Source organism: Streptomyces corynorhini (genome assembly GCF_003346515.1).
GTDB lineage: Bacteria > Actinomycetota > Actinomycetes > Streptomycetales > Streptomycetaceae > Streptomyces > Streptomyces corynorhini.
The window spans coordinates 1-25,649 of the sequence record NZ_QQNA01000020.1; the positions used below are offsets into that span (position 1 = coordinate 1).

The window sequence follows — 25,649 nt, forward strand, 5'->3', positions numbered from 1 at the left end:
AGTACGCGATGCCCTCGATCGCGGCCACCGGCCTGGCCGACAGCTCGACCTCCACCCGCACCGGCACGGTGCAGCGCGAGGCGATCGAGGAGAGCGCCGCGTCCAGGCCCCGGTCGGTGAGGACGGCGGGATGGATGCCGCGTGCGAGGTCGCGCAGCTCCTGGAGCGCCACCTTCACCTCGCCGTGCGCCTCGTCCACCATGCGGGCCGCCGCGTCCGGGTCCTCCAGCAGCTTCTCCTTCGCGAGCCCCAGATCCATGGCGAGGGCGACCAGCCGGGCCTGGGCGCCGTCGTGCAGATCGCGTTCGATACGGCGCAGGTCGGCGGCGGCCGTGTCCACCACCACGCCCCGGTCCGACTCCAGCTCCGAGACCCGGCCCGCCAGCAGCGAAGGACCGAGCAGCCCGATGACCATGATCCGGTCCACCGTGGTCAGACCGCGGACCAGCCAGGGGGAGGCGAGGACGAACACCAGCCCCACGGCGCTGGTGGCGGCGATGTCGAACGGGGTGTCGAGATAGACCTGATTGCCCCTTCCGTCGGAGAACAGCGCGATCCCCGAGGGGCCGGATTCCGCGGGGAACACCCACTGCCACAGGGGATAGAGGAACAGCGCCCAGCCGACGGCCCAGAACGTCACCGCGACCGAGAACGCGAACACCGCCCACGGGAAGTGCAGCACCGCGTACGTCAGCTGGCGCCAGGACGCCCCGCTCCTGAGGACCGCGCCGATCCACGGCAGCAGCCCGCTCTTCTTGACGCGGACCGGCTCCGGGTGCGCCACCTCGACCCGCAGCAGCTCCCGGGCCCTGGCCCGCTCCAGCGCGCCGAACCCCCGGCAGCCGACCAGCCCGAGCGCCAGGACCGGTACGCCGAGGAAGGTGACCAGCAGCCCGGCGCTCAGCGAGATCATCGTGATCGCGTACGCGAACAGCACCGTGCTGATGGGCAGGCTGAGCAGCACATAGCCCAACTCGCGCCAGGCACGCCCCTCGACCGGCGCCCGCAGGACCTGCGGGAGGAGGCGGGGGCGCGGCTGCGACGCGTAATCCGTGGCCATCGGTGTCGTCCGTTCTGGAAGCGGGGTGAGCGGGGTGAGCAGGTGGTGGTGAGCGGGGAGCGGCTGAGCCGGGTCGGGCGGGTGATCAGGAGCCGCTGCCTGGCCGCTGCCTGGCCGCTGCCGGGGCGGACCGCCTGCCGCCGCCTGAAGCGCCTGCTTGCCGTCTGCTGCCGTCTCCTGCCGTCCATGCTGCCGGGGCGTCGCGCACTCCCACCATGAGGCCGGTCTCCCTCTTCGCCCTGGGGTTTTCCCCACCCCCCTGGGGCCCGCCGGGTCAGGCCCGGCCGCGCTCGCGCCAGGGCAGCTCCGCCGTGACGACCGTCGGCCCACCGGCCGGGGAGTCCAGGACGAACAGACCGTCGACCGCGCCCAGCCGCTCGGCCAGCCCGGACATCCCCGTACCGCCGTCCAGCCGCGCGCCGCCGCGCCCGTCGTCCTGGACCTGGATCAGCAGCCGGTCGTCCGTGCGCCACACGTCGACGGCCGCGTTCCGCGCCCCGCTGTGCTTGCTGACGTTCTGGAGCAGCTCGGAGACGGTGAAGTACGCGATGCCCTCGATCGCCTCGGCCGGCCGCTCGCCCAGGTCCACCGTCACCCGCACCGGCACGGTGCAGCGCGAGGCGATCGAGGAGAGCGCCGCGTCCAGGCCCCGGTCGGTGAGGACGGCCGGGTGGATGCCGCGTGCGAGGTCGCGCAGCTCCTGGAGGGCGAGCTTCACCTCGCCGTGCGCCTCGTCCACCATCGCCGCCGCCGTCTCCGGGTCCTCCAGCAGCTTCTCCTTCGCCAGCCCCAGTCCCATGGCGAGGGCGACCAGCCGGGCCTGGGCGCCGTCGTGCAGATCGCGTTCGATACGGCGCAGGTCGGCGGCGGCCGTGTCCACCACCACGCCCCGGTCCGACTCCAGCTCGGCGACGCGCCGCTCCAACTCGTCCGAGGGAGACAGCAGCCCGCGCACCATCGTCCGGTCGACATGGGAGAGGGCGCGCGCCAGATAGGGCAGCACCGGCCACAGGACGATCAGCCCCACCAGGGTCACCGAGAACGTCAGCACGCCCCAGGGCAGCCGGATGAACGAGTACAGCAGCGTCCGCCAGGCCACCGGGTCCTTCAGCCCCGTCCACACCCGGCTCAGCAGCCCCTCCGTACGCGCGGCCCGCGTCCGCCCCCGGCCCGTCGCACGGCCGCCGTCCCGCCGCCTCCCGAACAGCGGGCTCGGCTCGTCGATCCGTACCCCCAGCAGCGCCCGCGCCCGCGCGCGCTCCCAGCGGCCGAGCCACCGCGCGCCGGCCAGGCCGCAGACGAGCCACGGCAGACCGATCACCGTGACCGACAGCCCCACCCCGGTCGAGAGCGTGACGACCGCGTAGACGAAACCGACCAGCGTGGCCGGAAGGTTCGTCAGGAGGTACGCGACCTCCTTCCAGGTGTGCCGGTCGTAGCCGAAGCGCACCGGCGGCGGCCGGTCCTCGTCGGAAGGAGTGCTGTTCACGGGCTTGCTCACGCTCATAGGTGCCAAGCCTGCCCGCCTGGCCCGGCGTGCGCCATGGGGTGGCTCGGTGCGATGACCTAGGGATAACCCCACCGCGTACCCCCGGTCGCCCCTTATCTCGGACGCGACTGCTTACCACTTCTTTAACAGGGCCTAGACTCCGGTGCGTACAGATCGTCGAAGAAGCCGATGAAGTCGCAACGAGGTCAGGGAGCGAGGGGCGGACGTGTCGCAACCGACCGTTCTCGCGTCGGACTACTTCCAGAGCTATGCGGTGGTCGGACTGCTCGCGGTCGTCGGGGCGCTGTTCGTCGCCGTGGCCTTCGGAGCGGGACGACTGCTGCGGCCGGTGGTGCCGACGCCGGAGAAACTGCTCACGTACGAATGCGGTGTCGACCCCGTCGGCGAGGGCTGGGCCCACACACAGGTCCGCTACTACGTCTACGCGTTCCTCTACGTGATCTTCGCGGTCGACTCGATCTTCCTGTTCCCGTGGGCGACCGTCTTCGCGGCCCCGGGATACGGCGCGACGACGCTCGTCGAGATGTTCATCTTCCTCGGCTTCCTGGCCGTGGGACTGCTCTACGCATGGAAGAAGGGCGTCCTGGAATGGACGTGACCCCAGGCTCCGCCGCCACTCCCGTCCCCGTGGCCGCGCCCGCGTCCCCGGCCGTGCCCGCCGCGCCCGCCGCCCGGCCCGCGCCCGCCGCCCGGCCCGCACCCGTGTCGCTGCCCGAGCCGAAACTCGGCGTGCTCTCCCGGCTGGCCCCCGAACCCATGAAGGTGGTCCTCAACTGGGGCCGCCGCTACAGCCTCTGGGTCTTCAACTTCGGGCTCGCCTGCTGCGCCATCGAGTTCATCGCCGCCTCCATGGCCCGGCACGACTTCATCAGGCTCGGCGTCATCCCCTTCGCGCCCGGACCGCGCCAGGCCGACCTGATGGTCGTCTCCGGCACCGTCACCGACAAGATGGCGCCCGCCGTGAAGCGGCTCTACGAGCAGATGCCCGAGCCGAAGTACGTGATCTCCTTCGGCGCCTGCTCCAACTGCGGCGGCCCGTACTGGGACTCCTACTCCGTGACGAAGGGCGTCGACCAGATCATCCCCGTCGACGTCTACGTACCCGGCTGCCCGCCGCGCCCCGAGGCGCTGCTCCAGGGCATCCTGAAACTCCAGGAGAAGATCGCGCGCGAATCGCTCGCCGAGCGCTACGCCTCCACCGGCCGCCCCTCGGCCGCGGCGCTGAGCAGCGGCCTGATCGCGCCGCCCCCGGCGCCGGGGGAGGGGAGCGCCCGGTGAGCGCCTACGACCGGCTCCCGGACGCCGCAGCCGAGATCTTCGGCGAGGGCGCCACGGCCGAACTGGCCTACGACCTGCTGACGGTCGACGTGCCCGCCGACTCCTGGCTCACCGCCCTGGAGACCGCCCGCTCCGCGCTGGGCTGCGGCTACTTCGACTGGCTGAGCGCCGTCGACGAACCGGGCACCGGCTTCCGCGTCTGCGCCCACGTCGCCGCGCTGGAGCCCGGTGCGGTACGGCGGCTGCTGGTCCGTACGACCGTGCCGCACGAGGCGGCCGTCCTGCCGACCGCCCTCGGCGTGTACGCGGGCGCCGACTGGCACGAGCGCGAGACGTACGAGATGTTCGGCATCACCTTCACCGGCCACCCGAACCTGGTCCACCTGCTGCTTCCCGAGGAGTTCGAGGGCCACCCGCTGCGCAAGGACTTCGTCCTCGCGGCCCGCGTCGCCAAGGCGTGGCCCGGCGCGAAGGAGCCGGGCGAGCCCGCGGCGGGCGCAGGTCACGGCGGGCCGAAGCGGCGTCAGATGCTGCCGCCCGGCGTGCCCGACCCGAACGAATGGGGTCCGCTCAAGGGGCAGTTGCCCCCTGCCCCGGCCCGCCCCGCGCGTGGCGCGCGCGCCGGGGCCCGTGCCGGGGGCGCCGCGGGTGCGGGTGGCGCCGCGGCCGGTGCCGCCGCAGGTGGGGACCGTCCGGTCCGCCGGGCGCGCAGCGCCTCGGAGGGCTCGGCGAGCCAGCAGCGGCAGGCGGCGGACGCGCCCTGGCGGGCGCCGCGCGCGGCCGAGGGGGAGGGCGAGAAGAGCGACGCCGCACCCGCCCCGGCGAAGCAGCCGACTCCCACGGAGCGACCGGCCCCCACGGAGCAACCGGCCACGGAGCAACCGGCCCCCGTGGAGCAACCGGCCCCCGTGCCGGATACGGCTCCCGTGCCGGATACGGCATCCGCGCCGGATGCGGCTCCCGCGCCGGACCCGGCATCCGCGCCGGACCCGGCATCCGCGCCGGATGCGGCTCCCGCGCCGGACCCGGCTCCCGTGCCGGATGCGGCTCCCGTGCCGGACCCGGCTCCCGCGCCGAAACCCGGACCCGACGCCCCCGGTCCGGAGGATTCGACTCCGCCCCGCCCCGTCGGCGAGCCCCGCCCCGAGCGCGACCGCCGCCCCGAAGGAGACGCGTGAACGACGTACTCGACGTCGCCCTCCGGCTGGTCATCGTCTTCGCCGTGTTCATGGTGGTTCCGCTCGTGGTCGGGCAGGCAGAACACAAGGTGATGGGCCACATGCAGGGCCGTCTCGGACCCATGCACGCGGGCGGCTTCCACGGCTGGGCGCAGCTCGTCGCCGACGGGGTGAAGTTCGCGCAGAAGGAGGACGTGGTCCCGGCCAACGCCGACCGCCGTATCTTCCAGCTCGCCCCCGCCGTCTCCCTCCTGCCCTATCTCCTCGTCGTGCTCGTCATCCCGGTCGGCCGGGGCGAGGGCGCCGTCGGCCAGGCGGTCGACGCGGGCGTCTTCTTCGTACTCGCGGTGATGGGGGTCGGCGTACTGGGCTCGCTGATGGCGGGCTGGGCCTCGGCCAACAAGTTCTCCCTCCTCGGCGGTCTGCGCACCGCCGCGCAACTCCTCGCGTACGAACTGCCGATGCTGCTCGCCGCCGCCTCCGTCGCGATGGCCGCCGGCACCGTCTCCCTCCACGGCATCCTCGACGCCTTCCAGTGGTGGTGGCTGCCCTGGCAGATCGTCGGCGCGCTGGTCTTCTTCGTGGCCGGGCTCGCCGAACTCCAGCGCCCGCCCTTCGACATGCCGGTGGCCGACTCCGAGATCATCTTCGGCGCCTACACCGAGTACACCGGGCTGCGCTTCGCGCTCTTCCTGCTCGCCGAATACGCGGGCATCGTCGTGCTGTGCGGGCTGACCACCGTCCTCTTCCTCGGCGGCTGGCACGGACCGTTCGGCGGCGACGGCGCCGGGTGGGTCTGGACGCTGCTGAAGACGGCGGTCCTCGCCTTCGTCGTGATCTGGCTGCGAGTGAGCTACCCGCGCCTGCGCGAGGACCAGCTGCAGAAACTCGCCTGGACCGTACTCATCCCGCTCGCGCTGGCGCAGATCGCGCTCACCGGCATCGTGAAGGTGGCGATCAGCTAACCATGTCCCCGATCCCTGGATCCGGCCTGGCCAAGGGCCTCGCCGTCACGCTGCGGACCATGACGAAGAAGACCGTCACCGCGCAGTATCCGGAACACCAGCCCGAACTGCCGCCCCGCACCCGGGGGGTGATCGGGCTGTTCGAGGAGAACTGCACGGTCTGCATGCTCTGCGCCCGGGAGTGCCCCGACTGGTGCATCTACATCGACTCCCACAAGGAGACGCTGCCGGCCGCCGCCCCCGGCGGCCGCGAGCGCAGCCGCAACGTCCTCGACCGGTTCGCCATCGACTTCGCGCTCTGCATGTACTGCGGGATCTGCATCGAGGTCTGCCCGTTCGACGCGCTGTTCTGGTCACCGGAGTTCGAGTACGCGGAGACGGACATCCTCGAACTCACCCACGAGCGGGACAAGCTCCGCGAATGGATGTGGACGGTGCCCGCCCCGCCCGCGCTCGACCCGGGCGCCGAGGAGCCCAAGGAGCTGGGCGCGGCCCGCAAGACCGCCGACAAGCTCGCGGCAGCCGCCGCTTCCGCCGCCGAGCGGCCGACGGAGCGGGAGGCCGGCGAATGAACGGCGCGGCGACGACCCTGATCTCGGCCACCGCCACCGCGACCGCCCCGGAGGCGGCCGGGCCCGGCTTCCTGTCACCCGCCGGAGTCGAGATCGCCTTCGTCCTGGTCGGCCTGGTCACCCTCGGCGCGGCCCTGGTGACCGTCACGACCCGACAGCTGGTGCACGCGGCCCTCTGGCTGGTGGTGGCGCTCGGCGGCCTGGCCGTCGAGTATCTGCTGCTCACGGCGGAGTTCATCGCCTGGGTACAGGTCCTGATCTACGTCGGTTCCGTGGTGGTCCTCCTCCTGTTCGGACTGATGCTGACCAAGGCGCCCATCGGCCGCTCGCCCGACGCCGACTCGGGCAACCGCCCCGCCGCCCTCGCGGTGGCCGCCGTCTCCGCCGTCTGCCTGGTCTGGGTGGTCGTCGACGCCTTCCGTACGACCTGGATCGATCTGGACGGGCCCGCGCAGGGCTCCACCGAGGTCTCCGGCCAGTTCCTCTTCCGCAACTGGGTACTGCCCTTCGAGGCGCTGTCCGTGCTTCTGCTGGCGGCGCTCGTCGGCGCGATCGTCCTCTCCCGCAAGAACAGCGGCGACAAGGAGCAGCGCTGATGCATCTCGCCTATCCCGCCGTACTCGCGGCCCTCCTGTTCTGCGTCGGGCTGTACGGAGTGCTCGCGCGCCGCAACGCGATCCTCGTCCTGATGTCCGTCGAGCTGATGCTCAACGCCGTCAACCTCAACCTCGTCGCCTTCGACGTCTGGCTCCGCGACACCCTGCACACCGGCCAGTCCCTCACCCTCTTCGTGATCGCCATCGCCGCGGCCGAGATCGGCATCGGTCTGGCGATCGTCCTGATGGTCTACCGCAACCGCGGCACCTCGGACATCGACCGGCTCCGCGACACCGCCGAGGGCCCCGAAGACATGACCGGCCCCGAAGACCCCGAGGGCCCGGCGGAGACCGGCGCTCCGGCGAAGAAGGCTGAGGCCACCGCGTGACCACCACGACCCTCGCCGTCCTCGTCCCCCTCCTGCCGTTCCTCGGCGCCGCGGCCGGACTGCTCCTCGGGCGCACCGTCCCCGGCTTCGTCCGCCCGCTGGCCGTCCTGCCGACCCTGGCCGCCGCCGCGTTCGCCATCGCCGTGGCCGTACGCCAGGGCGGTGGCGCGGGCAACGGCACGGCGCCGCTGGACGCCGCGACCCGGCTCACCCCGACCGGCTCGGTCCCCATCGACCTCGCCCTGCACATCGACGGCTTCGCGGCCCTGGTCGCCGTCCTCGTCGGCGTCGTCGCGTCGTGTGTGCAGATCTACTCGACCGGCTATCTGCGCGGCGACGCGCGCTACCCGTCGTACGCGGCTCTCGTCTCCCTCTTCACCTCCGCGATGCTGCTCGTCGTCTACTCCGGCGACCTGATGGTGCTGCTGGTCGGCTGGGAGATCATGGGCATCTGCTCGTACTTCCTCGTCGGCCACTACTGGGAGACCCCCGAGGCGCGCGCGGCCTCCCTCAAGGCGTTCCTGATCACCAAGCTCGGTGATGTCCCCTTCCTCATCGGGCTGTTCGCCCTCGCCTCCGACGCCGGTACGTTCCGGATCACCGGCATCCTGAAGACCGTCGCCGACGGCGGTCTCGACCACCCCACGCTGATCGCGCTGCTGCTGCTCGCGGGCGTCGCGGGCAAGTCCGCGCAGTTCCCGCTGCACACCTGGCTGCCCGACGCGATGGCAGGCCCCACGCCCGTCTCCGCGCTGATCCACGCCGCGACCATGGTCGCCGCCGGTATCTACTTCGTGGCCCGGCTCCTTCCCGTCTTCGCCGCCTCGGCGGCGGCCCTGGTCGTACTGGCGGTGATGGCCGCGGTCACCATGGTCGGCTCGGCGCTCGCCGCCCTGGCCCAGGACGACATCAAACGGGTCCTCGCCTACTCGACCATCGGTCAGCTCGGCTACATGTCGGGCGCCCTGGCGGTGGGCGACCGGGGCGCGGCCGTCTTCCACCTCGTCTCGCACGGCGCGTTCAAGGCCCTCCTCTTCCTCGGCGCCGGCGTGGTCATCCACGCCGCCGGTACCAACTCCCTCGCCACGATGTCCCGGATGAGGGGACTGCCCCAGCGCATCCCCGACGCCTACTGGACGATGACCGTCGCCCTGCTGGCGCTGGCCGCGATCCCGCCCTTCGCCGGTTTCTTCTCCAAGGAGTCCGTCCTGGTGGCCGCCGAGCACACGGCGCTCGACCCGTCCGGCCCCGCCCCCGGCGCCGCCGGCTGGACGGTGCTCGTGGCCGGGCTGCTGACGGCCCTGCTCACCGCCGCCTACGCCACCCGCCTCTGGCTGCTCGCCTTCCGGGGCCGCGGCGCGCAGGCCCCCGACCACGGCAAGCAGCCGCGCGCCATGAACACCGTGCTGTGGGTGCTCGCCATCCCCTCCCTCACGCTCGGACTGGCCCTCGGCTACCTGCCGCGCTGGTTCGACGGACACAGCCTCGCCCCGAACCTCACCACCTCCGTCCTGTCCACCGGAGTCGCCCTCGTCGGCGGTCTGGTCACCTACGCGGGCTGGCGCCACACCACGGCGCTGGCCGCCCGCACCCCCATGGGAGCCGTCGCCGCCCACCCCGACGCCGAGCCCGCGCTCGCGGAGAGAGACGCGATGGAGAGCCACACCCGGGTCTACGGCTCCGTCTCGGCCGCCGCCGACCCGGCCGACCCCGGCCGGCTCCTGCTGGGACCGCTGCACCGCCACGCGGCGGTCGGCTTCCGTCTCGACGCCCTCTACCACCAGCTGTTCGTCCGCCCCGTGCTGGCGGCGGCCCGACTGGTCCGCTTCCTGGACCGCGAGGTCGTCGACACCTACGTACACGGCGGGGGAGCGGGAGCGCGGGGACTCGGAGCCCTCGTGCGCCGCGCGCAGACCGGCAACGTGCAGACCTACCTCAGCGCCCTGCTCGCCGGCTCCGTCGTCCTGGCGATCGCCGCCGTACTCGTCGCCGCCGGAGCGTGAGCCGTGCTCGATATCAGTGAATCCGTGATGCAGCTCCTTCTCGCGTTGATCATCGTCGGGCCGCTCGTCGGCGCCGTCGCGGCCCTGCTGCCTGCCCCGCCAGGACTCCGGGGCAAGAGCCCCGAACAGGCCGTGCTGCGCCACGGCGTCACCGTGACCGGAGCGGTCCTCGTCGCCGCGATCGTCCTGGCGCTCGGCTTCGACCGCGACCACGCGTCCAGGATGCAGGCCACCACGGACATCAGCTGGATCGCGGCACTCAACGTGCGGATCCACCTCGGCATCGACGGCATTTCCCTCCCCCTTCTGGTCCTGACCGCGCTACTGACCTTCCTGTGCGCGCTGTACAGCTACTTCAAGCAGGGACATCAGCCGCTGACGCAGCGGGCCAAGGGCCCCTCGCCCAAGGCGTTCGTCGCCCTGATCCTCGTCCTGGAGTCCGGCACACTCGCCACCTTCGCCGTCCTCGATCTGCTCCTCTTCTTCCTGGCCTTCGAGATGGTGCTGATCCCGATGTACTTCCTGATCGCCCGCTGGGGCGGATCGGAAGGCGTACCGGGCGGCAGGCGGGCCGCCGCCCTGAAGTTCATCCTCTACACCCTGCTCGGCTCCGTGGTCATGCTGCTCGGCCTCCTGCTCATCGGGCTCCACGCGGGCACTTTTGACATGGTGGCACTCGCCACTGACAACGGCGCGGGACTCAGTACGTCCGTGCAGGTCACCGCCGTTCTCGCGATCGGCCTCGGGCTCGCGGTGAAGACCCCGATGTGGCCGCTGCACAGCTGGCTGCCGGACGCCCACACCGCCGCCCCGACCGTCGGCTCCGTCCTCCTCGCCGGAGTGCTGCTCAAGATGGGCACCTACGGTTTCGTCCGTATCGTCCTGCCGATCGCCCCCGACGGGATGCGCGTCTTCGCCCCGTACCTGGCGGCCCTCGCGGTCGCCGGGATCGTCTACGGCTCCCTGGCCTGCCTCGCGTTGGCCAAGGAGGGCGCGGGCGGCGACCTCAAACGCCTCATCGCCTACTCCTCCGTCGGCCACATGGGCTTCGTCCTCCTCGGCATCGCGACCATGACCCCCACCGGAGTCAACGGCGCGCTCTTCGCCAACATCGCCCACGGGCTCATCACCGGCCTGCTGTTCTTCCTGGTCGGAGCCCTCAAGGACCGGTACGGCACCGCCGACCTCGACACCCTCGCCGGGGCGACGGGCGCCGCGCTCTACGGCCGCGCGCCACGGCTCGGCGGGCTGCTCGCCTTCGCCGCCGTCGCCTCACTCGGACTGCCCGGACTCGCCGGATTCTGGGGCGAGATGCTCACCATGTTCGCCGCGTTCGACCCGGCGGAAGGGCTCAGCCGCCCCGCCTTCCTCACCTTCATGGCCGTCGCCGGGTTCGGGACGCTCCTCACCGCCGCGTACCTCCTGGTCGTCGTGCGCCGCGTGTGCATGGGCGTCCCCCCACGGGAAGAGGAACCGGCGGGCCCGCGCCTCACCGACATCCAGACCTACGAGGTCGCCTCCTGGTCCCCGCTCGTCGCCCTGACCGTCATCGCCGGACTCTGGCCCGCGGTCCTCCTCGGCCTCACCGACCCGGCCGTGCAGAAGCTCCTCGCAGGAGGCAAGTCGTGACCGTGGCCGCCGACAGCGCCGCCAGCCTCGTCCAGTCCGTCGACTGGCGGGCCATCGCGCCCCCCACCATCACGGCGGCGGTCGCCCTCGTCGTCCTGGTCGCCGACCTCTTCGTACCGGCCCGCCGCAAACCCCTCCTCGGCGCGATCGCCATCGGCGGCCTCGCCCTCGCGCTGCTGGCGCTCCTACCGCTGCGCGACGGCGGGCGCCGGACGTTCTGCCTCACCACCAACGCCGACGTGTGCAGCTACACCGCCGACCACTTCACCCTGGTCGTCCAGGCGCTGGTACTCGGCGGCGCCCTGCTCACCGTCCTGCTCTCCCTCGGCGACACGAAGGAACTCCCCGTAGGGGAGTACTGGTTCCTGCTGCTCGCCTCGGCCGCGGGCGCGGCCCTGCTGCCCGCCTCCCGGGACCTCGCCACCCTGGTCGTCGCCCTCGAAGTCGCCTCCCTGCCCGCCTTCGCCCTGGTCGGGCTCAGGCGCGGCGACCGGCTCTCCTCCGAGGCCGCGCTCAAGTTCTTCCTCTCCTCGGTCACCGCGACCGCGGTGATGCTGCTGGGCGTCAGCTTCGTCTACGCCTCCACCGGCACCCTGCACCTCGGCGAGATCGCCGAGCGCCTGTACGACGTGTCGGGCCCGCTGGCCACGCTCGCCAAGGCAGGAGTGGCCCTCACCCTCGTCGGCTTCGCCTTCAAGACGGCCGCCGCGCCGTTCCACTTCTGGGTCCCCGACACCTATGTCGGCGCGCCCCTGCCCATCGCCGCCTACCTGTCCGTCGTCGGGAAGGCCGTCGGCTTCTCGGGGCTCGTCCTGGTGACCGTCGTCGCCTTCCCCTCGTACGGGACGGTGTGGGGCCCCCTCCTCGCCGTGCTGGCCGCGCTCACCATGACCGTCGGCAACGTGGCGGCGCTGCGGCAGTCGGCCTCACGCGCGCACGGCGCCGTACGGCTGCTCGCCTGGTCGTCCGTCGGGCAGGCGGGCTACCTCCTGGTGCCCATCGCCGCCGCCGGATACGCGGGCGAGCGCAGCGTCGGCTCCACCGTCGCGTACGCCCTGATGTACGCCGTCGTGAACCTCGGCGCCTTCGCCGTCGTCGCCCTGGTGGCCCGCACCCACCGCCTCAACCGCCTCAGCGACTACCAGGGCCTGTACGCGCGACGGCCGTCGGCCGCCCTCGCGCTGGCCTTCTTCCTGCTCTGCCTGGCCGGACTGCCGCCCGGGATCATCGGCCTGTTCGCCAAGGTCACCGTCTTCTCCGCCGCGGTCGACGCGGGTCTCGGCTGGCTCGCCGTCGTCATGGCCGTCAACGTCGTGATCGCCCTCTCCTACTACCTGCGGTGGACGGCCGTCCTCTTCCGCGCGCCCGGGACGCTCCCCGCCACCGAGGGGCGGCCGGAGTCCCCGGCCGAGGACACCGCGGCCCTCTCCCCTGGCGGGGCCGCCGTCACCGCCGCGCCCGCCCTCACCGTCGCCATCGCCCTGACGGCCGCGGCCGGGATCGCCCTGTCCGGAGCGCCCCAGCTGGTGCTGCGCTTCGCCGGAGTCAGCCTCTTCTGACGCCGGAGGGGCGCCGCGCCGCGCCCCCGCCCCGCCCGGACGCGCCGGGGAACCCGCACCGCCCGCCTGGCGTTGACCAGTACGTAAGGGTCCACTGGAGAGTGGAGCAGCATCAGGTCCTGTCCACCCGGCGAAGACCGGCCGGGCAGGATCCAGCGAAGGGTTCCCCTGCCGTACCACTTGGAGGGCGTACCGTGCACCGCCGGCACAACGGGCTGAAGACCGCCGTCCTCCTCGGAGGACTCTCAGCGCTCATCATCGCGATCGGCAGCTTCTTCGGCCGAACGGGACTGATCATCGCGCTCGTCGTGGCGCTCGGCACCAACGCGTACTCCTACTGGAACAGCGACAAGCTGGCTCTGCGCGCCATGCGCGCCCGTCCCGTCAGCGAGTTCGAGGCGCCGCAGCTCTACCGGATCGTCCGCGAACTCTCGACGGCCGCCCGCCGGCCGATGCCCCGGCTCTACATCTCACCCACCCAGGCGCCCAACGCGTTCGCCACCGGCCGCAATCCGCGCAACGCCGCGGTCTGCTGCACGGACGGGATCCTGCGGATCCTCGACGAGCGCGAGCTGCGCGGCGTCCTCGGACACGAGCTGAGCCACGTCTACAACCGCGACATCCTGATCTCCTCGGTCGCCGGGGCGCTCGCCTCCGTGGTCATGTTCCTGGTGAACTTCGCCTGGCTCGTCCCCATCGGCCGCTCCGACGACGATGACGGCCCCGGCATCTTCGGCATGCTGCTCATCATGATCCTGGGCCCCCTCGCGGCCTCCGTCATCCAGTTGGCGGTGAGCCGCTCGCGCGAGTACGAGGCGGACGCCTCCGGAGCGCAGCTCACCGGCGACCCGCTCGCCCTGGCGAGCGCGCTGCGCAAACTGGAGGCGGGGACGCGGCAGCTTCCGCTGCCGCCCGAGCCCCGGATCGAGACCGCGAGCCACATGATGATCGCCAACCCGTTCCGGCCAGGCGAGGTCTCGAAGCTGTTCTCCACGCATCCGCCGATGGCGGAGCGCATCGCCCGGCTGGAGCGGATGGCCGGCGGCCACCACCGGCCGTGACGCCGGTCGACAAGCCCCCGCCGGCCCGGTCGGCGCGTCCGGTCGGCCGGTCCGACCGGTCAGGTCGGTCGGTCAGGTCCGCCGGTCCGGTCGGTCAGGTCGGCCCGTCCGGGTGGTCCGCTCGGTCGGCGGGCGCGGGTCAGCGGGCCCCGAAGCGCGCGTCCGTCGGGACGACTTCGCGGCCCAGCGGCATCAGCGAGATGGGGATGAGCTTCAGGTTCGCCCAGCCGAACGGGATGCCGATGATCGAGATGAACAGCGGGATGCTGGTGAGCAGGTGGCCTAGGGCCAGCCACCAGCCCGCGAAGACCACCCAGATGATGTTCCCGACGAACGAGGGCGCCCCGGCGTCGCGCCGCTCGACCGTGGTGCGTCCGAAGGGCCACAGGACATAGCCGGCGATGCGCAGGGACGCGACACCGAACGGGATCGTCACGATCAGGACGAAGCAGACGACCGCCGCGATGACATAGCCGATCGCCATCCAGATCCCGCAGAACACCAGCCACAGGATGTTGAGGATCAGCTCGATGAGCTTCATGATCATTTGCCTTCCGCGAGTTCGCCCGGATCCGCCGCTCAAGCCAATTATCCGGCCTTGACCTCATGAGACGAAACAGGGGAGAACCCTGGTTCCTCCCTGAGCCCGCCTCCTCCCGAACCCGGTCTTCTCCCTGAACCCGCCGTCCACCGCGTGTGTGTACCCGGAAGCGGGGTAGCCGATCGATCATCGGTGGGGCAAGCATCGCGGCCGCGGTTCCCGTGCGTTCCGGTGCGCGCCGTCTTTGGTTGCCGATTTGCGCAACCGTCGTACCTCTCCAGGGCGTCTTCCCGGTCACACAGCACGAAAGGCAGGGCTCAGAGCATGAGCATCATCGGTTGGATCATTCTCGGACTCCTCGCCGGAGCCATCGCCAAGATCCTGCTCCCCGGCCGGGACCCCGGCGGGATCATCGGCACCACCCTCATCGGCATCGCGGGAGCCTTCATCGGCGGCTGGGTGTCGTCCCGGTGGCTCGACCACCCCATCAACGCGAACTTCTTCGACGCCGCCACCTGGGGCGCGGCCATCGGCGGAGCGCTCATCCTGCTGATCGCGTACCGGATCCTCTTCGGCCACTCGCGATCCCGCTGACCGGCGCGAACGTACGGAGCGGTCGGCCGCACGCCGGGGGTACGGGAACGGCGGCGGTTCGCCCGCTCCGTCCCCGTACCGCCCTGGTCACCGGTAGTTGACGAATTGCAGCGCGAAGTCGAAATCCTGGCCCTTGAGCAGGGTGATCACGGTCTGCAGGTCGTCACGGCTCTTGGAGCTGACCCGCAGCTCGTCACCCTGGACCTGGGCCTTGATGCCCTTGGGGCCCTCGTCGCGGATGAACTTCGCGACCTTCTTGGCGTTGTCCTGGGAGATGCCTTCCTCGATCGAGGCGAAGATCTTGTACTCCTTGCCGGACGGCTGCGGCTCCCCGGCGTCCAGCGCCTTCAGTGAGATACCGCGCTTGATCAGCTTGGACTGGAAGACGTCGAGGATCGCCGAGACGCGCTCCTCCGAGTTCGCCTGCATCAGGATCTTCTCGCCGGACCAGTCGATCGAGGCGCCGACGTTCTTGAAGTCGTAGCGCTGCGAGATTTCCTTCGCGGCCTGATTGAGGGCGTTGTCGACCTCCTGCCGCTCGACCTTCGAGACGATGTCGAAACTGGAGTCGGCCATGTCCTGTGGCTCCTTGTCATCGGTGCTGTGGGGTGCTGTGGAGTGCTGCGGGATGCCGGCGGAGGGGGCGCTCGGCGCATGCTCGCCGCGCGGCCGGACACCGCCGACCGCTGGCGCAAAGCCTAGGCCCTGTCCGGGCGGCCCTCGCCGGACCCGGAACGCCCGGCGCCGGTCAATCCAGTGGCGGAGCACCCCCGGGCATCGGGTATTGTTTACGTCGTTGCCAAGGAGCACCGCCCGTCGGCGGAGATCCGAACGGCAGCGATATCCCATGGCGGTGTGCCCGAGTGGCCAATGGGAGCGGACTGTAAATCCGCCGGCTTAGCCTTCCCAGGTTCGAATCCTGGCGCCGCCACGCGATACGGACGGCCCCCGACCCACAGACACGTGGATCGGGGGCCGTCTTCGTATGTCCGCACCGGGCGGAGCCCGGCGCTCCGGTCAGGCGCGGCCCTCGGCGAGGGCCTTCGTCGCCTCCTCCGCCGGTACCGTCCCGCCGATCAGCTCCAGCGTCAGCCCGGCCGTCTCCGGAGTCTCCAGCAGCTCCACCAGGACAGCCGCCACATCGTCACGGGGCACCGCCCCGTACCCCGTTGACTCCGCCAGCGCGACAAGACCGGTGCCCGCGTCGTCCGTCAGCCGTCCCGGCCGCAGAATCGTCCAGTCGAGCGCGGTCCTTGACCGTACGTACGCGTCCGCCGCGCCCTTCGCGCGCTGGTACGCGTCGAAGACCTCGTCGCCCTCGTGGTCCGGGTCGGCGCCCATCGAGGAGACGACCACGAACCGGCGCACCCCCGCGCGCTCCGCCGCATCCGCGAAGAGGACCGCCGCGCCCCGGTCCACCGTCTCCTTGCGCGCCACGCCGCTGCCGCCGCCCGCGCCCGCAGCGAAGACCGCCGCGTCCGTGCCCTCCAGGGCCTCGGCGACCTGCTCCACCGAGGCCGACTCCAGGTCCAGAACGACCGGTTCGGCGCCCGAGGCCCGCAGCTCGTCCGCCTGTCCCGGGTCGCGGATGATCCCCGCGACCCCGTGTCCGCGCGCGGCGAGCCGTCGCTCCAGCCGCAGCGCGATCTGACCATGTCCTCCAGCAATCACGATTCGCATGGTCACGACCGTACGCCGCGACGGCCCGCACGGCTCACGCGCCGAGGTCCGACCGGCCCTGTCGCGGCAGCTCCAGGGCGACGGCCGCCGCCGAGTCGCAGTACTCCCGCACCGCGCTCGTCCTGGCCACCACCCGGCCCCGGTGGATGACGATCCGGCTGTACGCGAGCGACAGCGCGCCCTCGACGTCCTCCCCGCGCACGGCCAGCAGCTCGGCCGGGAACCCCGCCTCCACCCGGACCTCGGCCAGCCCCATCGCGGCCCGCGCCGCCCCGCTCACCGTGTCGTACGCCTCCACCGCGCGCAGCCCGCCCCGCGAGGCCAGCAGGTACGCCGACTCCAGGGGATCCCCGCGCCCCACCGGGTTCGACAGGTCCCGCAGCGCGCCGCTGCCCGCCGCCACCCGCACACCGGCCGACCGCAGCAGCCGTACGGGCGCGACACCGCGCTCCGCGCCCGGCGCCGGGGCACGGCCCGGATCACCCGACCGCTCCATACCGCCGCACGCCCCCTGCGGCAGGCAGACGACGCTCACGCCCGCCGCCGCGAGCCCGTCCGCCGCGCGGGACGCGACCTCGGCGGGCAGCCGGGCCAGCCCCGCGCACGGCCCCAGCGCCACGCTCTGGCGCAGGGCGCCCGCCATCGCCGCCAGCCGCGCCAGCCGGGCCGGATCGTCGCCCTCCACATGCAGGTCCACGGGGCAGCCGTGCTCGTCCGCGACCGTGAGCACCGCCTCCACGTAGCCCGCAGGATCGGGGTCGAGATCGGGGCAGCCGCCCACCGCCCCCGCGCCCATCTTCACCGCGTCGCGCAGCATCGCCAGCCCGTCCGCTCCCGCGACCCCGGTCAGCAGCCGGGGCACGGCCACGGTGGTCAGATCCGCGAGCCCGCGCAGCGAGCGGCGCGCCCGGAGCACCGCCTCCATCCGCCCCAGCTGCCGCGCGTCCCCGATCCGTACGTGGGAACGCAGCGCGGTCGCGCCGTGCCCCAGCTGGAGCAGCGTGGCCTCGGTGGCCCGCCGCTGCACCTCCTCCGGCGCGTCGGAGGCGGGCCCGTCCCCGGCGGCGAGCGCGGTCAGCGCGGTGTCCGCGTGGGCGTGCGGCTCGGCGGGCGCGGGCAGCAGCAGATAGCCCGCGAGGTCGACGCGGGTGCCGTGGGCGGCGAGGCTGCCGGCCGTGCCGACCGCCTCGACGCGGCCCGCGCCGAGCCGTACGTCGACGGTCCTGCCGTCGGCGAGCCGGGCGCCGCACAGGACGAGCGCGGTGGTGCCGGCCGTGGCGCCGTCGGACGGCTGCGGTTGGCTGTCGGGCATCGCGCTCCTGGTCGAGGGGTGTGTCCGGCCCGGTGGACGTGCTCGCGCGGCGAGGCGCGTGCCGTGCCCGGAACGCCCGGCCCGGCACCTCGCCGCGTTGCCGGAGTGCCCACAGGAAACCACCCCGCCGCCGCTTGGACCCCGTGCGACGCACCGCACCGGACGCCGCGCCCCGCCGGGCTCCGTGACACGGGCGCCCCACCGGGACAACTGGGGCGAGCCGCACGGAAGCGGGCGTGGAAACGGATTTGGGCGATCGGCAGCCGACCGTGTAATGTCTTCATCGCTCGCCCCAATAGCTCAGTCGGTAGAGCGTCTCCATGGTAAGGAGAAGGTCTACGGTTCGATTCCGTATTGGGGCTCAGATGTTGGGTGATCCTCGCCTCCGGGCGAGGTGATCCAACGTCGAAGCGGTGTAGCTCAGTCGGTAGAGCAAGCGGCTCATAATCGCTGTGTCACCGGTTCAAGTCCGGTCACCGCTACAAAAAAGTAGCCGATTGTGGGGTCGGTCCTTCGATCGGCTACTCTTTTATGCGTTCATCCGTTCATCCGTTGTCCGTCCAAGGAGCACTCACGTGGCTGCCACCGACGTCCGCCCGAAGATCACGCTGGCCTGCGTGGAGTGCAAGGAGCGGAACTACATCACCAAGAAGAACCGGCGTAACAACCCGGACCGTCTTGAGATGAAGAAGCACTGCCCGCGCTGCAACTCGCACACCGCGCACCGCGAAACGCGCTGAATCAGGCTCGTACACGAGGCCGTCCCCCCTGTGGGGACGGCCTCGCGTCGTTGTCGTACCGGGGGCGTGCTCGCCGGGGCCGTACGTACGTGCATTCTTGTGGTCCCCGGAATCGGGGACATCACGTCAGGTACATCTGGAGGGAGCGAGTCGTGGCGCTCGATCAGTCCTTCGTGGGGCGGAGCTATCCGCCCACCGCGCCGTACGAGGTCGGCCGGGAGAAGATCCGCGAGTTCGCCGAGGCGGTGGGGGACCCCAATCCGGCGTACAGCGATCCGGAGGCCGCGAAGGCGCTCGGGCACACCGATCTGATCGCCCCGCCGACCTTCGTGTTCGCGATCACGTTCAAGGCCGCGGGGGTGGTGATCGCCGACCCGCAGCTGGGTCTCGACTACAGCCGCGTGGTCCACGGCGACCAGAAGTTCGCCTACACGCGTCCCGTACGGGCGGGGGACCGGCTGACCGTCACCTCGACCATCGAGGCGATCAAGTCCCTCGCGGGGAACGACATCATCGATGTCCGCGGCGATGTGCACGACGAGTCCGGCGCCCATGTCGTGAGCGCGTGGACCAAGCTGGTGGCGCGCGCCACCGAGGGGGCGTGAGAGCGATGACCGCGAAGATCGGTTACGACGACGTCGAGGTCGGTACGGAGCTGCCCGCGCAGAGCTTCCCCGTCACCCGCGCGACGCTGGTGCGGTACGCGGGCGCCTCCGGGGACTTCAACCCGATCCACTGGAACGAGAAGTTCGCCAAGGAGGTCGGGCTCCCCGACGTCATCGCGCACGGCATGTTCACCATGGCCGAGGCGATCCGGGTGGTCACCGACTGGGCGGGCGACCCGGGGGCCGTCGTCGAGTACGGCGTCCGCTTCACCCGGCCCGTCGTGGTGCCGAACGACGACGAGGGCGCGCTGGTCGAGGTCAGCGCCAAGGTCGCGGCGAAGCTGGACGAGGGCAGGGTCCGGGTGGATCTGACGGCCATGAGCGCGGGGCAGAAGGTGCTGGGCATGTCCCGCGCCGTCGTCCGGCTCGGCTGACGGTCCGCCGAGCGGACCGGAGGGCCGAAAGCGCCGACCCGTCGTACGGTCCGGCCCGACGCGCGGTCCTGCGCGTGGGACCGGACCGTACTCTTGTCCCCGTGCAGGAACTCCACGATGCCCCCCTCGCCCCCCTGACCACCTTCCGCCTCGGCGGCCCCGCGGCCCGCCTGGTCACGGCCACCACGGACGAGGAAGTGGTCGCCGCCGTGCGCGAGGCGGACGACTCCGCCACCCCGCTGCTGATCATCGGCGGCGGCAGCAATCTGATCATCGGGGACAAGGGCTTCGACGGCACCGCCCTGCGCATCGCGACCAAGGGCTTCGCCCTCGAAGGGACCGCCCTGGAGCTGGCCGCCGGTGAGGTCTGGAGCGACGCGGTGGCCCGTACGGTCGAGGCGGGCCTCGCGGGTGTCGAGTGCCTCGCCGGGATCCCCGGCTCGGCGGGCGCCACCCCGATCCAGAACGTCGGCGCGTACGGCCAGGAGGTCTCCCGCACCATCACGGAGGTCGTCGCCTACGACCGCGTCGCCCGCGAGCGCGTCACCCTCACCAACGCCGACTGCGGCTTCGCCTACCGGCACAGCCGCTTCAAGCAGCACCCGGACCGCTGGGTCGTGCTCCGCGTCCGCTTTGGCCTGGAGGACGCGGGCGGCCTCTCCGCCCCGCTGAAGTACGCCGAGACCGCCCGCGCCCTCGGCGTCGCGCCCGGCGAGCGGGTGGCCGCCGCCACCGCGCGTGACACCGTGCTGAGGCTGCGCGCGGGCAAGGGCATGGTGCTCGATCCCGAGGACCACGACACCTGGTCGGCCGGCTCCTTCTTCACCAACCCGATCCTCACCGACGAGCGGTACGCCGCCTTCGTCGCCCGCGCGCGGGCCAGGCTGGGCGAGGACGTGACGCCGCCGGGATTCCCCGAGGGGGAGGGGCGTACGAAGACCTCCGCCGCCTGGCTGATCGACAGGGCCGGCTTCAGCAAGGGGTACGGCACGGGCCCGGCCCGGATCTCCACCAAGCACACCCTCGCCCTGACCAACCGGGGCGCGGCGAGCACCGAGGACCTGCTCGCGCTGGCCCGCGAGGTGGTCGCCGGGGTGCACGCCGCCTTCGGGATCACCCTGGTCAACGAGCCGGTGACGGTGGGCGTCAGCCTGTAGCGGACGCCCTACCCGGCCAGCCAGGCGTCGACGCCCGCGAGCAGCTTGTCCCGCACATCCGCGGGCGCTGCGGAAGCCCGTACGGACTGCCGCGCCAGCTCGGCCAGTTCGGCGTCGGTGAAGTCCTGGTGCCGCCGGGCCAGCTCGTACTGGGCGGCCAGCCGGGAGCCGAACAGCAGCGGGTCGTCCGCGCCCAGCGCCATCGGGACCCCGGCGTCGAACAGCTTCCGCAGCGGAACGTCCTCCGGCTTCTCGTAGACGCCCAGCGCGACATTCGACGCCGGGCAGACCTCGCAGGTCACCCCGCGCTCGGCGAGCCTGCGCAGCAGCCCGGGGTCCTCGGCGGCCCGTACGCCGTGCCCGATCCGGGAGGCGCTCAGATCGTCCAGGCAGTCCCGCACGGACGCGGGCCCGGTCAGCTCGCCGCCGTGCGGCGCGGCCAGCAGCCCGCCGTCCCTGGCGATCGCGAAGGCCCGGTCGAAGTCCCTGGCCATGCCGCGGCGCTCGTCGTTGGAGAGCCCGAAGCCGACGACGCCCCGGTCCGCGTAGCGCACCGCGAGCCGGGCCAGCGTCCTGGCCTCCAGTGGATGCTTCATCCGGTTGGCCGCGACCAGGACGCGCATGCCGAGGCCGGTCTCCCGGGAGGCCGCGTCCACGGCGTCCAGGATGACCTCCATGGCGGGGATCAGCCCGCCCAGGTGCGGGGCGTACGAGGTGGGGTCGACCTGGATCTCCAGCCAGCCGGACCCGTCCCGCACGTCCTCCTCGGCGGCCTCGCGCACCAGCCGCTGGATGTCCTCGGGCGAGCGCAGACAGGACCGGGCGATGTCGTACAGCCGCTGGAAGCGGAACCAGCCGCGCTCGTCGGTGGCGCGCAGCTTGGGCGGTTCGCCGCCGGTGAGCGCGTCGGGGAGGTGGACGCCGTACTTGTCGGCGAGTTCCAGCAGGGTGGTGGACCGCATCGAGCCGGTGAAGTGCAGATGCAGATGAGCCTTGGGCAGCAGGCTGAGATCGCGAACCGAAGCCATGCACCCTCCGTAACTGTTACGCTCCGCTCTGTGCCTTGAGGCGCCGGGCAGGGCTTGTCCGTCATGACGCCGCTGTACGCGGTCGAGTGAGAAGCCCCCAGGGGGAGGAGTCACCCATAGATCCTGCCGTATGGATCTATGCGCAGGCAGCCGGATTCACCGAACGAGCGCTTGCCTGAACGTGTAAGCGGGTCCCCGGCTCGACCGGGGACCCGCTTACACGTTCAAGTGAGCCGTCAGTCCTGGGCCAAGTGAGCCGTCAGTCCTGGGCCTCGCCCAGCAGCTTCTGCATCCGCCCGACGCCCTCGGCCAGGTCCTCGTCGCCCAGCGCGTACGACAGCCGCAGGTAGCCCGGCGTACCGAACGCCTCGCCCGGGACGACCGCTACCTCGGCCTCGTCCAGGATCAGCGCGGCCAGCTCGACCGAGGTCCGCGGGCGCGTGCCGCGGATCTCCTTGCCGAGCAGGCCCTTCACCGACGGGTACACGTAGAAGGCGCCCTCGGGCTCCGGGCAGACCACGCCGTCGATCTCGTTGAGCAGGCGCACGATCGTGCGGCGGCGCCGGTCGAAGGCGGTCCGCATCTCGGCGACGGCGGCGAGGTCGCCGGTGAGCGCGGCGAGCGCGGCGACCTGCGCGACGTTCGAGACGTTGGAGGTGGCGTGCGACTGGAGGTTGGTCGCGGCCTTGACGATGTCCTTGGGGCCGACGATCCACCCCACCCGCCAGCCGGTCATGGCGTAGGTCTTGGCCACCCCGTTGACCACGACGCACTGGTCGCGCAGCTCCGGGACGACCGAGGGCAGCGAGGTGAAGGCGGCGTCGCCGTAGACGAGGTGCTCGTAGATCTCGTCCGTCAGCACCCACAGCCCGTGCTCGACGGCCCAGCGGCCGATCGCCTCGGTGTCGGCCGCGCTGTAGACGGCGCCGGTCGGGTTGGACGGGGAGACGAAGAGCACGACCTTCGTGCGCTCCGTACGGGCCGCCTCCAGCTGCTCGACGGAGACCCGGTAGCCCGTGGTCTCGTCGGCCACGACCTCCACCGGCACGCCGCCGGCCAGCCGGATCGACTCCGGGTACGTGGTCCAGTACGGCGCCGGGACGATCACCTCGTCGCCCGGGTCGAGGAGCGCCGCGAACGCCTCGTAGATCGCCTGCTTGCCGCCGTTGGTCACCAGGACCTGGGCCGGCTCGATCACGTAGCCGGAGTCCCGCTCCGTCTTGGCGACGATGGCGGCCTTCAGCTCGGGAAGCCCGCCGGCCGGGGTGTACCGGTGGTACTTGGGGGTGCGGCAGGCATCGACGGCGGCCTCGACGATGTAGCCGGGCGTCGGGAAGTCGGGCTCACCGGCGCCGAAGCCGATCACCGGACGCCCGGCGGCCTTCAGTGCCTTGGCCTTGGCGTCGACGGCGAGGGTCGCGGACTCGGAGATCGCGCCGACGCGCGCGGAGACCCGGCGTTCGGTGGGAGGGGTTGCAGCGCTCATGGGGTCCATGGTCCCAGACCCGGTACCCCGGCGGTACGGGGGTTTCACGGGCCGGAGGGCACGTCCCGCGGAAGCTGTTCGACGCACGGCCCGTGAACACGTACACTCACTCGTCGTTGGCCTTCAGCAGCCAGGTCCTCACCGGGTACTCCGTGCACCCGGTCGGATGCGGTAGGTTGGGGAAAACGCAAAGGGTCGTAGCTCAATTGGTAGAGCACTGGTCTCCAAAACCAGCGGTTGGGGGTTCAAGTCCCTCCGGCCCTGCTACACACACCTTCGCCAGGGTGTGTGCGCATGTACGTACATTCAATGCATCGCCGTGCGGCTCCCCCGGGCGCGGCACGGTCACGACCCGGAATCAGGTGAGAGAGCGTGACGGACGCCGTGGGCTCCATCGACAAGCCTGATGCCGACGATGAGTCCGCCGAGTCGAAGAAGCCCCGCAAGGGTGGCAAGCGAGGCAAGAAGGGCCCTCTGGGCCGTCTCGCGCTCTTCTACCGCCAGATCGTCGCAGAGCTGCGCAAGGTCGTCTGGCCGACTCGCAGCCAGCTGACGACGTACACGACAGTCGTGATTGTCTTCGTGGTCGTCATGATCGGTCTGGTGACCGTGATTGACTATGGCTTCCAGCAAGCAATCAAGTACGTCTTCGGCTGATCCCGCGAAGGGCGCCCGGTGCGGCGCCCCTTTCGCGTGTTCCACCCATTGAGCCAGGAAGAAGCAGCCACCGTGTCTGACCCGAAACTGAACGACGCCAGCGAGTCGGTGGAGTCCCGAGAGGACGAAACCGGCATCGTCGAGGCGGCGGACGCTGTCGAGCCAGACCAGGCCGAAGCCGCTGACATCGCCGCGGGCGAGCCGGCCGAGGAAGCCGCTGTGCACACCGAGGCCGACGCGGAGGACACGGACGCCGATGCCCAGGAGGCCGACGCGGAGGACTCCGACGTCGCCGCCGAGGCCGAGGAGACCGACGAGGCCACCGAGGACGAGACGGCGGCTCCCGCTGTCGACCCGGTCGCCGCGCTCCGCGAGGAGCTGCGCGGTCTGCCCGGCGAGTGGTACGTGATCCACACCTACGCGGGCTACGAGAAGCGCGTGAAGGCCAACCTGGAGCAGCGGGCCGTCTCGCTGAACGTCGAGGAGTTCGTCTACCAGGCCGAGGTCCCCGAGGAAGAGATCGTCCAGATCAAGAACGGCGAGCGGAAGAACGTTCGCCAGAACAAGCTCCCGGGCTACGTCCTGGTGCGCATGGATCTGACGAACGAGTCCTGGGGCGTCGTCCGTAACACCCCCGGCGTCACCGGCTTCGTGGGCAACGCCTACGACCCGTACCCGCTGACCCTGGACGAGATCGTCAAGATGCTCGCCCCGGAGGCCGAGGAGAAGGCCGCGCGCGAGGCCGCCGAGGCCGAGGGCAAGCCGGCTCCGTCCCGCAAGGTCGAGGTCCAGGTGCTGGACTTCGAGGTCGGCGACTCGGTCACCGTCACCGACGGTCCGTTCGCCACGCTCCAGGCGACCATCAACGAGATCAACGCGGACTCGAAGAAGGTCAAGGGGCTGGTGGAGATCTTCGGTCGCGAGACCCCGGTCGAGCTGAGCTTCGACCAGATCCAGAAGAACTGAGCCGGGCCCGCCCGCTCGCCAGCTTCCGACAGGTCAGACAGGCTCCGACAGCTGTCTGACCTGTCGGTTTTTAGCCGTGCAGCTATACCCGTTATCGTTGTGCGGTATGCCTCCGCCCGGATGACCGGGCGGTCGGCCGAAAACTCTCAACTGGACCCGGAGAGAGCAATGCCTCCCAAGAAGAAGAAGATCACGGGGCTTATCAAGCTCCAGATCAGTGCCGGCGCGGCCAACCCGGCTCCGCCGGTCGGCCCCGCGCTGGGCCAGCACGGCGTCAACATCATGGAGTTCTGCAAGGCCTACAACGCCGCGACCGAGTCGCAGCGTGGCATGGTCGTGCCGGTGGAGATCACGGTCTACGAGGACCGCTCCTTCACCTTCATCACCAAGACGCCGCCGGCCGCGAAGCTGATCCTCAAGGCCGCGGGTGTGGACAAGGGCTCCGGCGAGCCGCACGTCAAGAAGGTCGCGAAGCTCACCCGCGACCAGGTGCGTGAGATCGCCACCACGAAGATGCCCGACCTCAACGCCAACGACCTGGACGCCGCCGAGAAGATCATCGCCGGCACCGCCCGTTCCATGGGCGTCACGGTCGAGGGCTGACCCTTCCGGGCAGCACCACCCAGTGGCAGGACCATGCGCGGTCCGG

General features: G+C 71.5%; 27 protein-coding genes and 4 tRNA genes. 23 read left to right on the plus strand and 8 right to left on the minus strand.

Annotated features, from left to right (window positions below):
• Positions 1-1,060: sensor histidine kinase (locus DVH02_RS03460; protein ID WP_114622176.1), on the minus strand; the 1,060-nt coding region annotated here is incomplete at its 3' end.
• Positions 1,061-1,334: 274 nt separating this feature from the next.
• Positions 1,335-2,567, minus strand: coding sequence for a sensor histidine kinase (locus tag DVH02_RS03465; RefSeq protein WP_114622177.1), 1,233 nt, complete (start codon positions 2,565-2,567; stop codon positions 1,335-1,337).
• 208 nt (positions 2,568-2,775) lie between these two features.
• Here DVH02_RS03465 and DVH02_RS03470 point away from each other — a divergent pair, with 208 nt between their 5' ends.
• The 11 genes from DVH02_RS03470 (at position 2,776) to htpX (ending at position 13,800) form a co-directional block, all read left to right on the plus strand.
• Positions 2,776-3,168: an NADH-quinone oxidoreductase subunit A gene (locus tag DVH02_RS03470; RefSeq protein WP_114622178.1), complete on the plus strand. Its 393-nt coding sequence runs from the start codon at positions 2,776-2,778 to the stop codon at positions 3,166-3,168.
• A complete protein-coding gene (locus DVH02_RS03475; RefSeq protein WP_114622179.1) occupies positions 3,159-3,848 on the plus strand; it encodes an NADH-quinone oxidoreductase subunit B in 690 nt (229 codons plus the stop codon). The genes DVH02_RS03470 and DVH02_RS03475 overlap by 10 nt, the downstream gene beginning before the upstream one ends.
• Positions 3,845-5,026, plus strand: coding sequence for an NADH-quinone oxidoreductase subunit C (locus DVH02_RS03480; protein WP_114622180.1), 1,182 nt, complete (start codon positions 3,845-3,847; stop codon positions 5,024-5,026). Before DVH02_RS03475 ends, DVH02_RS03480 begins: the two co-directional genes overlap by 4 nt.
• Positions 5,023-5,991: a complex I subunit 1/NuoH family protein gene (locus DVH02_RS03485; RefSeq protein ID WP_114622181.1), complete on the plus strand. Its 969-nt coding sequence runs from the start codon at positions 5,023-5,025 to the stop codon at positions 5,989-5,991. Before DVH02_RS03480 ends, DVH02_RS03485 begins: the two co-directional genes overlap by 4 nt.
• 2 nt (positions 5,992-5,993) lie before the next feature.
• Positions 5,994-6,563 (plus strand): NuoI/complex I 23 kDa subunit family protein, encoded by a 570-nt coding sequence (locus DVH02_RS03490; protein WP_114622182.1) that lies wholly within the window; start codon positions 5,994-5,996, stop codon positions 6,561-6,563.
• Positions 6,560-7,159 (plus strand): NADH-quinone oxidoreductase subunit J family protein, encoded by a 600-nt coding sequence (locus DVH02_RS03495; protein ID WP_199566152.1) that lies wholly within the window; start codon positions 6,560-6,562, stop codon positions 7,157-7,159. Before DVH02_RS03490 ends, DVH02_RS03495 begins: the two co-directional genes overlap by 4 nt.
• Positions 7,159-7,548 (plus strand): NADH-quinone oxidoreductase subunit NuoK, encoded by a 390-nt coding sequence (nuoK, locus tag DVH02_RS03500; RefSeq protein WP_114622183.1) that lies wholly within the window; start codon positions 7,159-7,161, stop codon positions 7,546-7,548. Before DVH02_RS03495 ends, nuoK begins: the two co-directional genes overlap by 1 nt.
• Positions 7,545-9,551 carry an NADH-quinone oxidoreductase subunit 5 family protein gene (locus DVH02_RS03505; RefSeq protein WP_114622184.1) on the plus strand — a complete coding sequence of 669 codons (2,007 nt, stop codon included), beginning with the start codon at positions 7,545-7,547 and terminating at the stop codon, positions 9,549-9,551. The genes nuoK and DVH02_RS03505 overlap by 4 nt, the downstream gene beginning before the upstream one ends.
• 3 nt (positions 9,552-9,554) lie before the next feature.
• The gene (locus tag DVH02_RS03510) at positions 9,555-11,180 is read left to right on the plus strand and encodes a complex I subunit 4 family protein (protein ID WP_114622185.1); all 1,626 of its coding nucleotides are present in this window, start codon (positions 9,555-9,557) and stop codon (positions 11,178-11,180) included.
• On the plus strand, positions 11,177-12,739 hold the full coding sequence (locus DVH02_RS03515; protein ID WP_114622186.1) for an NADH-quinone oxidoreductase subunit N: 1,563 nt from the start codon (positions 11,177-11,179) through the stop codon (positions 12,737-12,739). The genes DVH02_RS03510 and DVH02_RS03515 overlap by 4 nt, the downstream gene beginning before the upstream one ends.
• A 194-nt stretch (positions 12,740-12,933) precedes the next feature.
• Positions 12,934-13,800 (plus strand): zinc metalloprotease HtpX, encoded by an 867-nt coding sequence (htpX, locus tag DVH02_RS03520; RefSeq protein ID WP_114622187.1) that lies wholly within the window; start codon positions 12,934-12,936, stop codon positions 13,798-13,800.
• A 139-nt stretch (positions 13,801-13,939) separates the two neighbouring features.
• Here the strand turns inward: htpX and DVH02_RS03525 are convergent, their stop codons facing one another.
• Entirely contained in the window at positions 13,940-14,341 is a 402-nt protein-coding gene (locus DVH02_RS03525; protein ID WP_114622209.1) for a YccF domain-containing protein, read from the minus strand.
• A 324-nt stretch (positions 14,342-14,665) separates the two neighbouring features.
• Here DVH02_RS03525 and DVH02_RS03530 point away from each other — a divergent pair, with 324 nt between their 5' ends.
• On the plus strand, positions 14,666-14,935 hold the full coding sequence (locus tag DVH02_RS03530; RefSeq protein ID WP_114622188.1) for a GlsB/YeaQ/YmgE family stress response membrane protein: 270 nt from the start codon (positions 14,666-14,668) through the stop codon (positions 14,933-14,935).
• 87 nt (positions 14,936-15,022) lie between these two features.
• Here DVH02_RS03530 and DVH02_RS03535 read toward each other — a convergent pair whose 3' ends face one another.
• A complete protein-coding gene (locus DVH02_RS03535) occupies positions 15,023-15,511 on the minus strand; it encodes a YajQ family cyclic di-GMP-binding protein (protein ID WP_114622189.1) in 489 nt (162 codons plus the stop codon).
• Between the two features lie 273 nt (positions 15,512-15,784).
• Between DVH02_RS03535 and DVH02_RS03540 the strand changes: the two genes are divergently transcribed.
• A tRNA-Tyr gene (locus DVH02_RS03540) sits at positions 15,785-15,866 on the plus strand.
• Positions 15,867-15,952: 86 nt separating this feature from the next.
• Here DVH02_RS03540 and DVH02_RS03545 read toward each other — a convergent pair.
• Positions 15,953-16,615 (minus strand): SDR family oxidoreductase, encoded by a 663-nt coding sequence (locus DVH02_RS03545; RefSeq protein ID WP_114622190.1) that lies wholly within the window; start codon positions 16,613-16,615, stop codon positions 15,953-15,955.
• Between the two features lie 34 nt (positions 16,616-16,649).
• Positions 16,650-17,927 carry an amidohydrolase family protein gene (locus tag DVH02_RS03550; protein WP_114622191.1) on the minus strand — a complete coding sequence of 426 codons (1,278 nt, stop codon included), beginning with the start codon at positions 17,925-17,927 and terminating at the stop codon, positions 16,650-16,652.
• Positions 17,928-18,216: 289 nt separating this feature from the next.
• On the opposite strand from DVH02_RS03550, the gene DVH02_RS03555 reads away from it, so the two are divergent.
• From DVH02_RS03555 to DVH02_RS03580, 6 genes are all read left to right on the plus strand, one after another.
• Positions 18,217-18,289 (plus strand) — tRNA-Thr (locus DVH02_RS03555).
• Between the two features lie 47 nt (positions 18,290-18,336).
• Positions 18,337-18,409 (plus strand) — tRNA-Met (locus tag DVH02_RS03560).
• A 93-nt stretch (positions 18,410-18,502) separates the two neighbouring features.
• Positions 18,503-18,667, plus strand: coding sequence for a 50S ribosomal protein L33 (rpmG, locus tag DVH02_RS03565; RefSeq protein WP_003956487.1), 165 nt, complete (start codon positions 18,503-18,505; stop codon positions 18,665-18,667).
• A 152-nt stretch (positions 18,668-18,819) separates the two neighbouring features.
• Positions 18,820-19,272 carry a MaoC family dehydratase N-terminal domain-containing protein gene (locus DVH02_RS03570; protein WP_114622192.1) on the plus strand — a complete coding sequence of 151 codons (453 nt, stop codon included), beginning with the start codon at positions 18,820-18,822 and terminating at the stop codon, positions 19,270-19,272.
• A 5-nt stretch (positions 19,273-19,277) separates the two neighbouring features.
• The gene (locus DVH02_RS03575) at positions 19,278-19,706 is read left to right on the plus strand and encodes a MaoC family dehydratase (RefSeq protein ID WP_114622193.1); all 429 of its coding nucleotides are present in this window, start codon (positions 19,278-19,280) and stop codon (positions 19,704-19,706) included.
• Between the two features lie 101 nt (positions 19,707-19,807).
• Positions 19,808-20,863: a UDP-N-acetylmuramate dehydrogenase gene (locus tag DVH02_RS03580; RefSeq protein WP_199566153.1), complete on the plus strand. Its 1,056-nt coding sequence runs from the start codon at positions 19,808-19,810 to the stop codon at positions 20,861-20,863.
• Positions 20,864-20,871: 8 nt separating this feature from the next.
• On the opposite strand, the gene DVH02_RS03585 is transcribed toward DVH02_RS03580, so the two are convergent.
• The gene (locus DVH02_RS03585; RefSeq protein WP_114622195.1) at positions 20,872-21,891 is read right to left on the minus strand and encodes an adenosine deaminase; all 1,020 of its coding nucleotides are present in this window, start codon (positions 21,889-21,891) and stop codon (positions 20,872-20,874) included.
• A gap of 259 nt (positions 21,892-22,150) precedes the next feature.
• A complete protein-coding gene (locus tag DVH02_RS03590; RefSeq protein ID WP_114622196.1) occupies positions 22,151-23,377 on the minus strand; it encodes a pyridoxal phosphate-dependent aminotransferase in 1,227 nt (408 codons plus the stop codon).
• Between the two features lie 191 nt (positions 23,378-23,568).
• On the opposite strand from DVH02_RS03590, the gene DVH02_RS03595 reads away from it, so the two are divergent.
• From DVH02_RS03595 to rplK, 4 genes are all read left to right on the plus strand, one after another.
• Positions 23,569-23,641, plus strand: a tRNA-Trp gene (locus DVH02_RS03595).
• Positions 23,642-23,749: 108 nt separating this feature from the next.
• Positions 23,750-24,034 (plus strand): preprotein translocase subunit SecE, encoded by a 285-nt coding sequence (secE, locus tag DVH02_RS03600; protein ID WP_114622197.1) that lies wholly within the window; start codon positions 23,750-23,752, stop codon positions 24,032-24,034.
• Between the two features lie 72 nt (positions 24,035-24,106).
• On the plus strand, positions 24,107-25,000 hold the full coding sequence (gene nusG / locus DVH02_RS03605; RefSeq protein WP_114622198.1) for a transcription termination/antitermination protein NusG: 894 nt from the start codon (positions 24,107-24,109) through the stop codon (positions 24,998-25,000).
• Positions 25,001-25,168: 168 nt separating this feature from the next.
• On the plus strand, positions 25,169-25,603 hold the full coding sequence (gene rplK / locus DVH02_RS03610; RefSeq protein WP_114622199.1) for a 50S ribosomal protein L11: 435 nt from the start codon (positions 25,169-25,171) through the stop codon (positions 25,601-25,603).
• Positions 25,604-25,649: the final 46 nt, after the last annotated feature.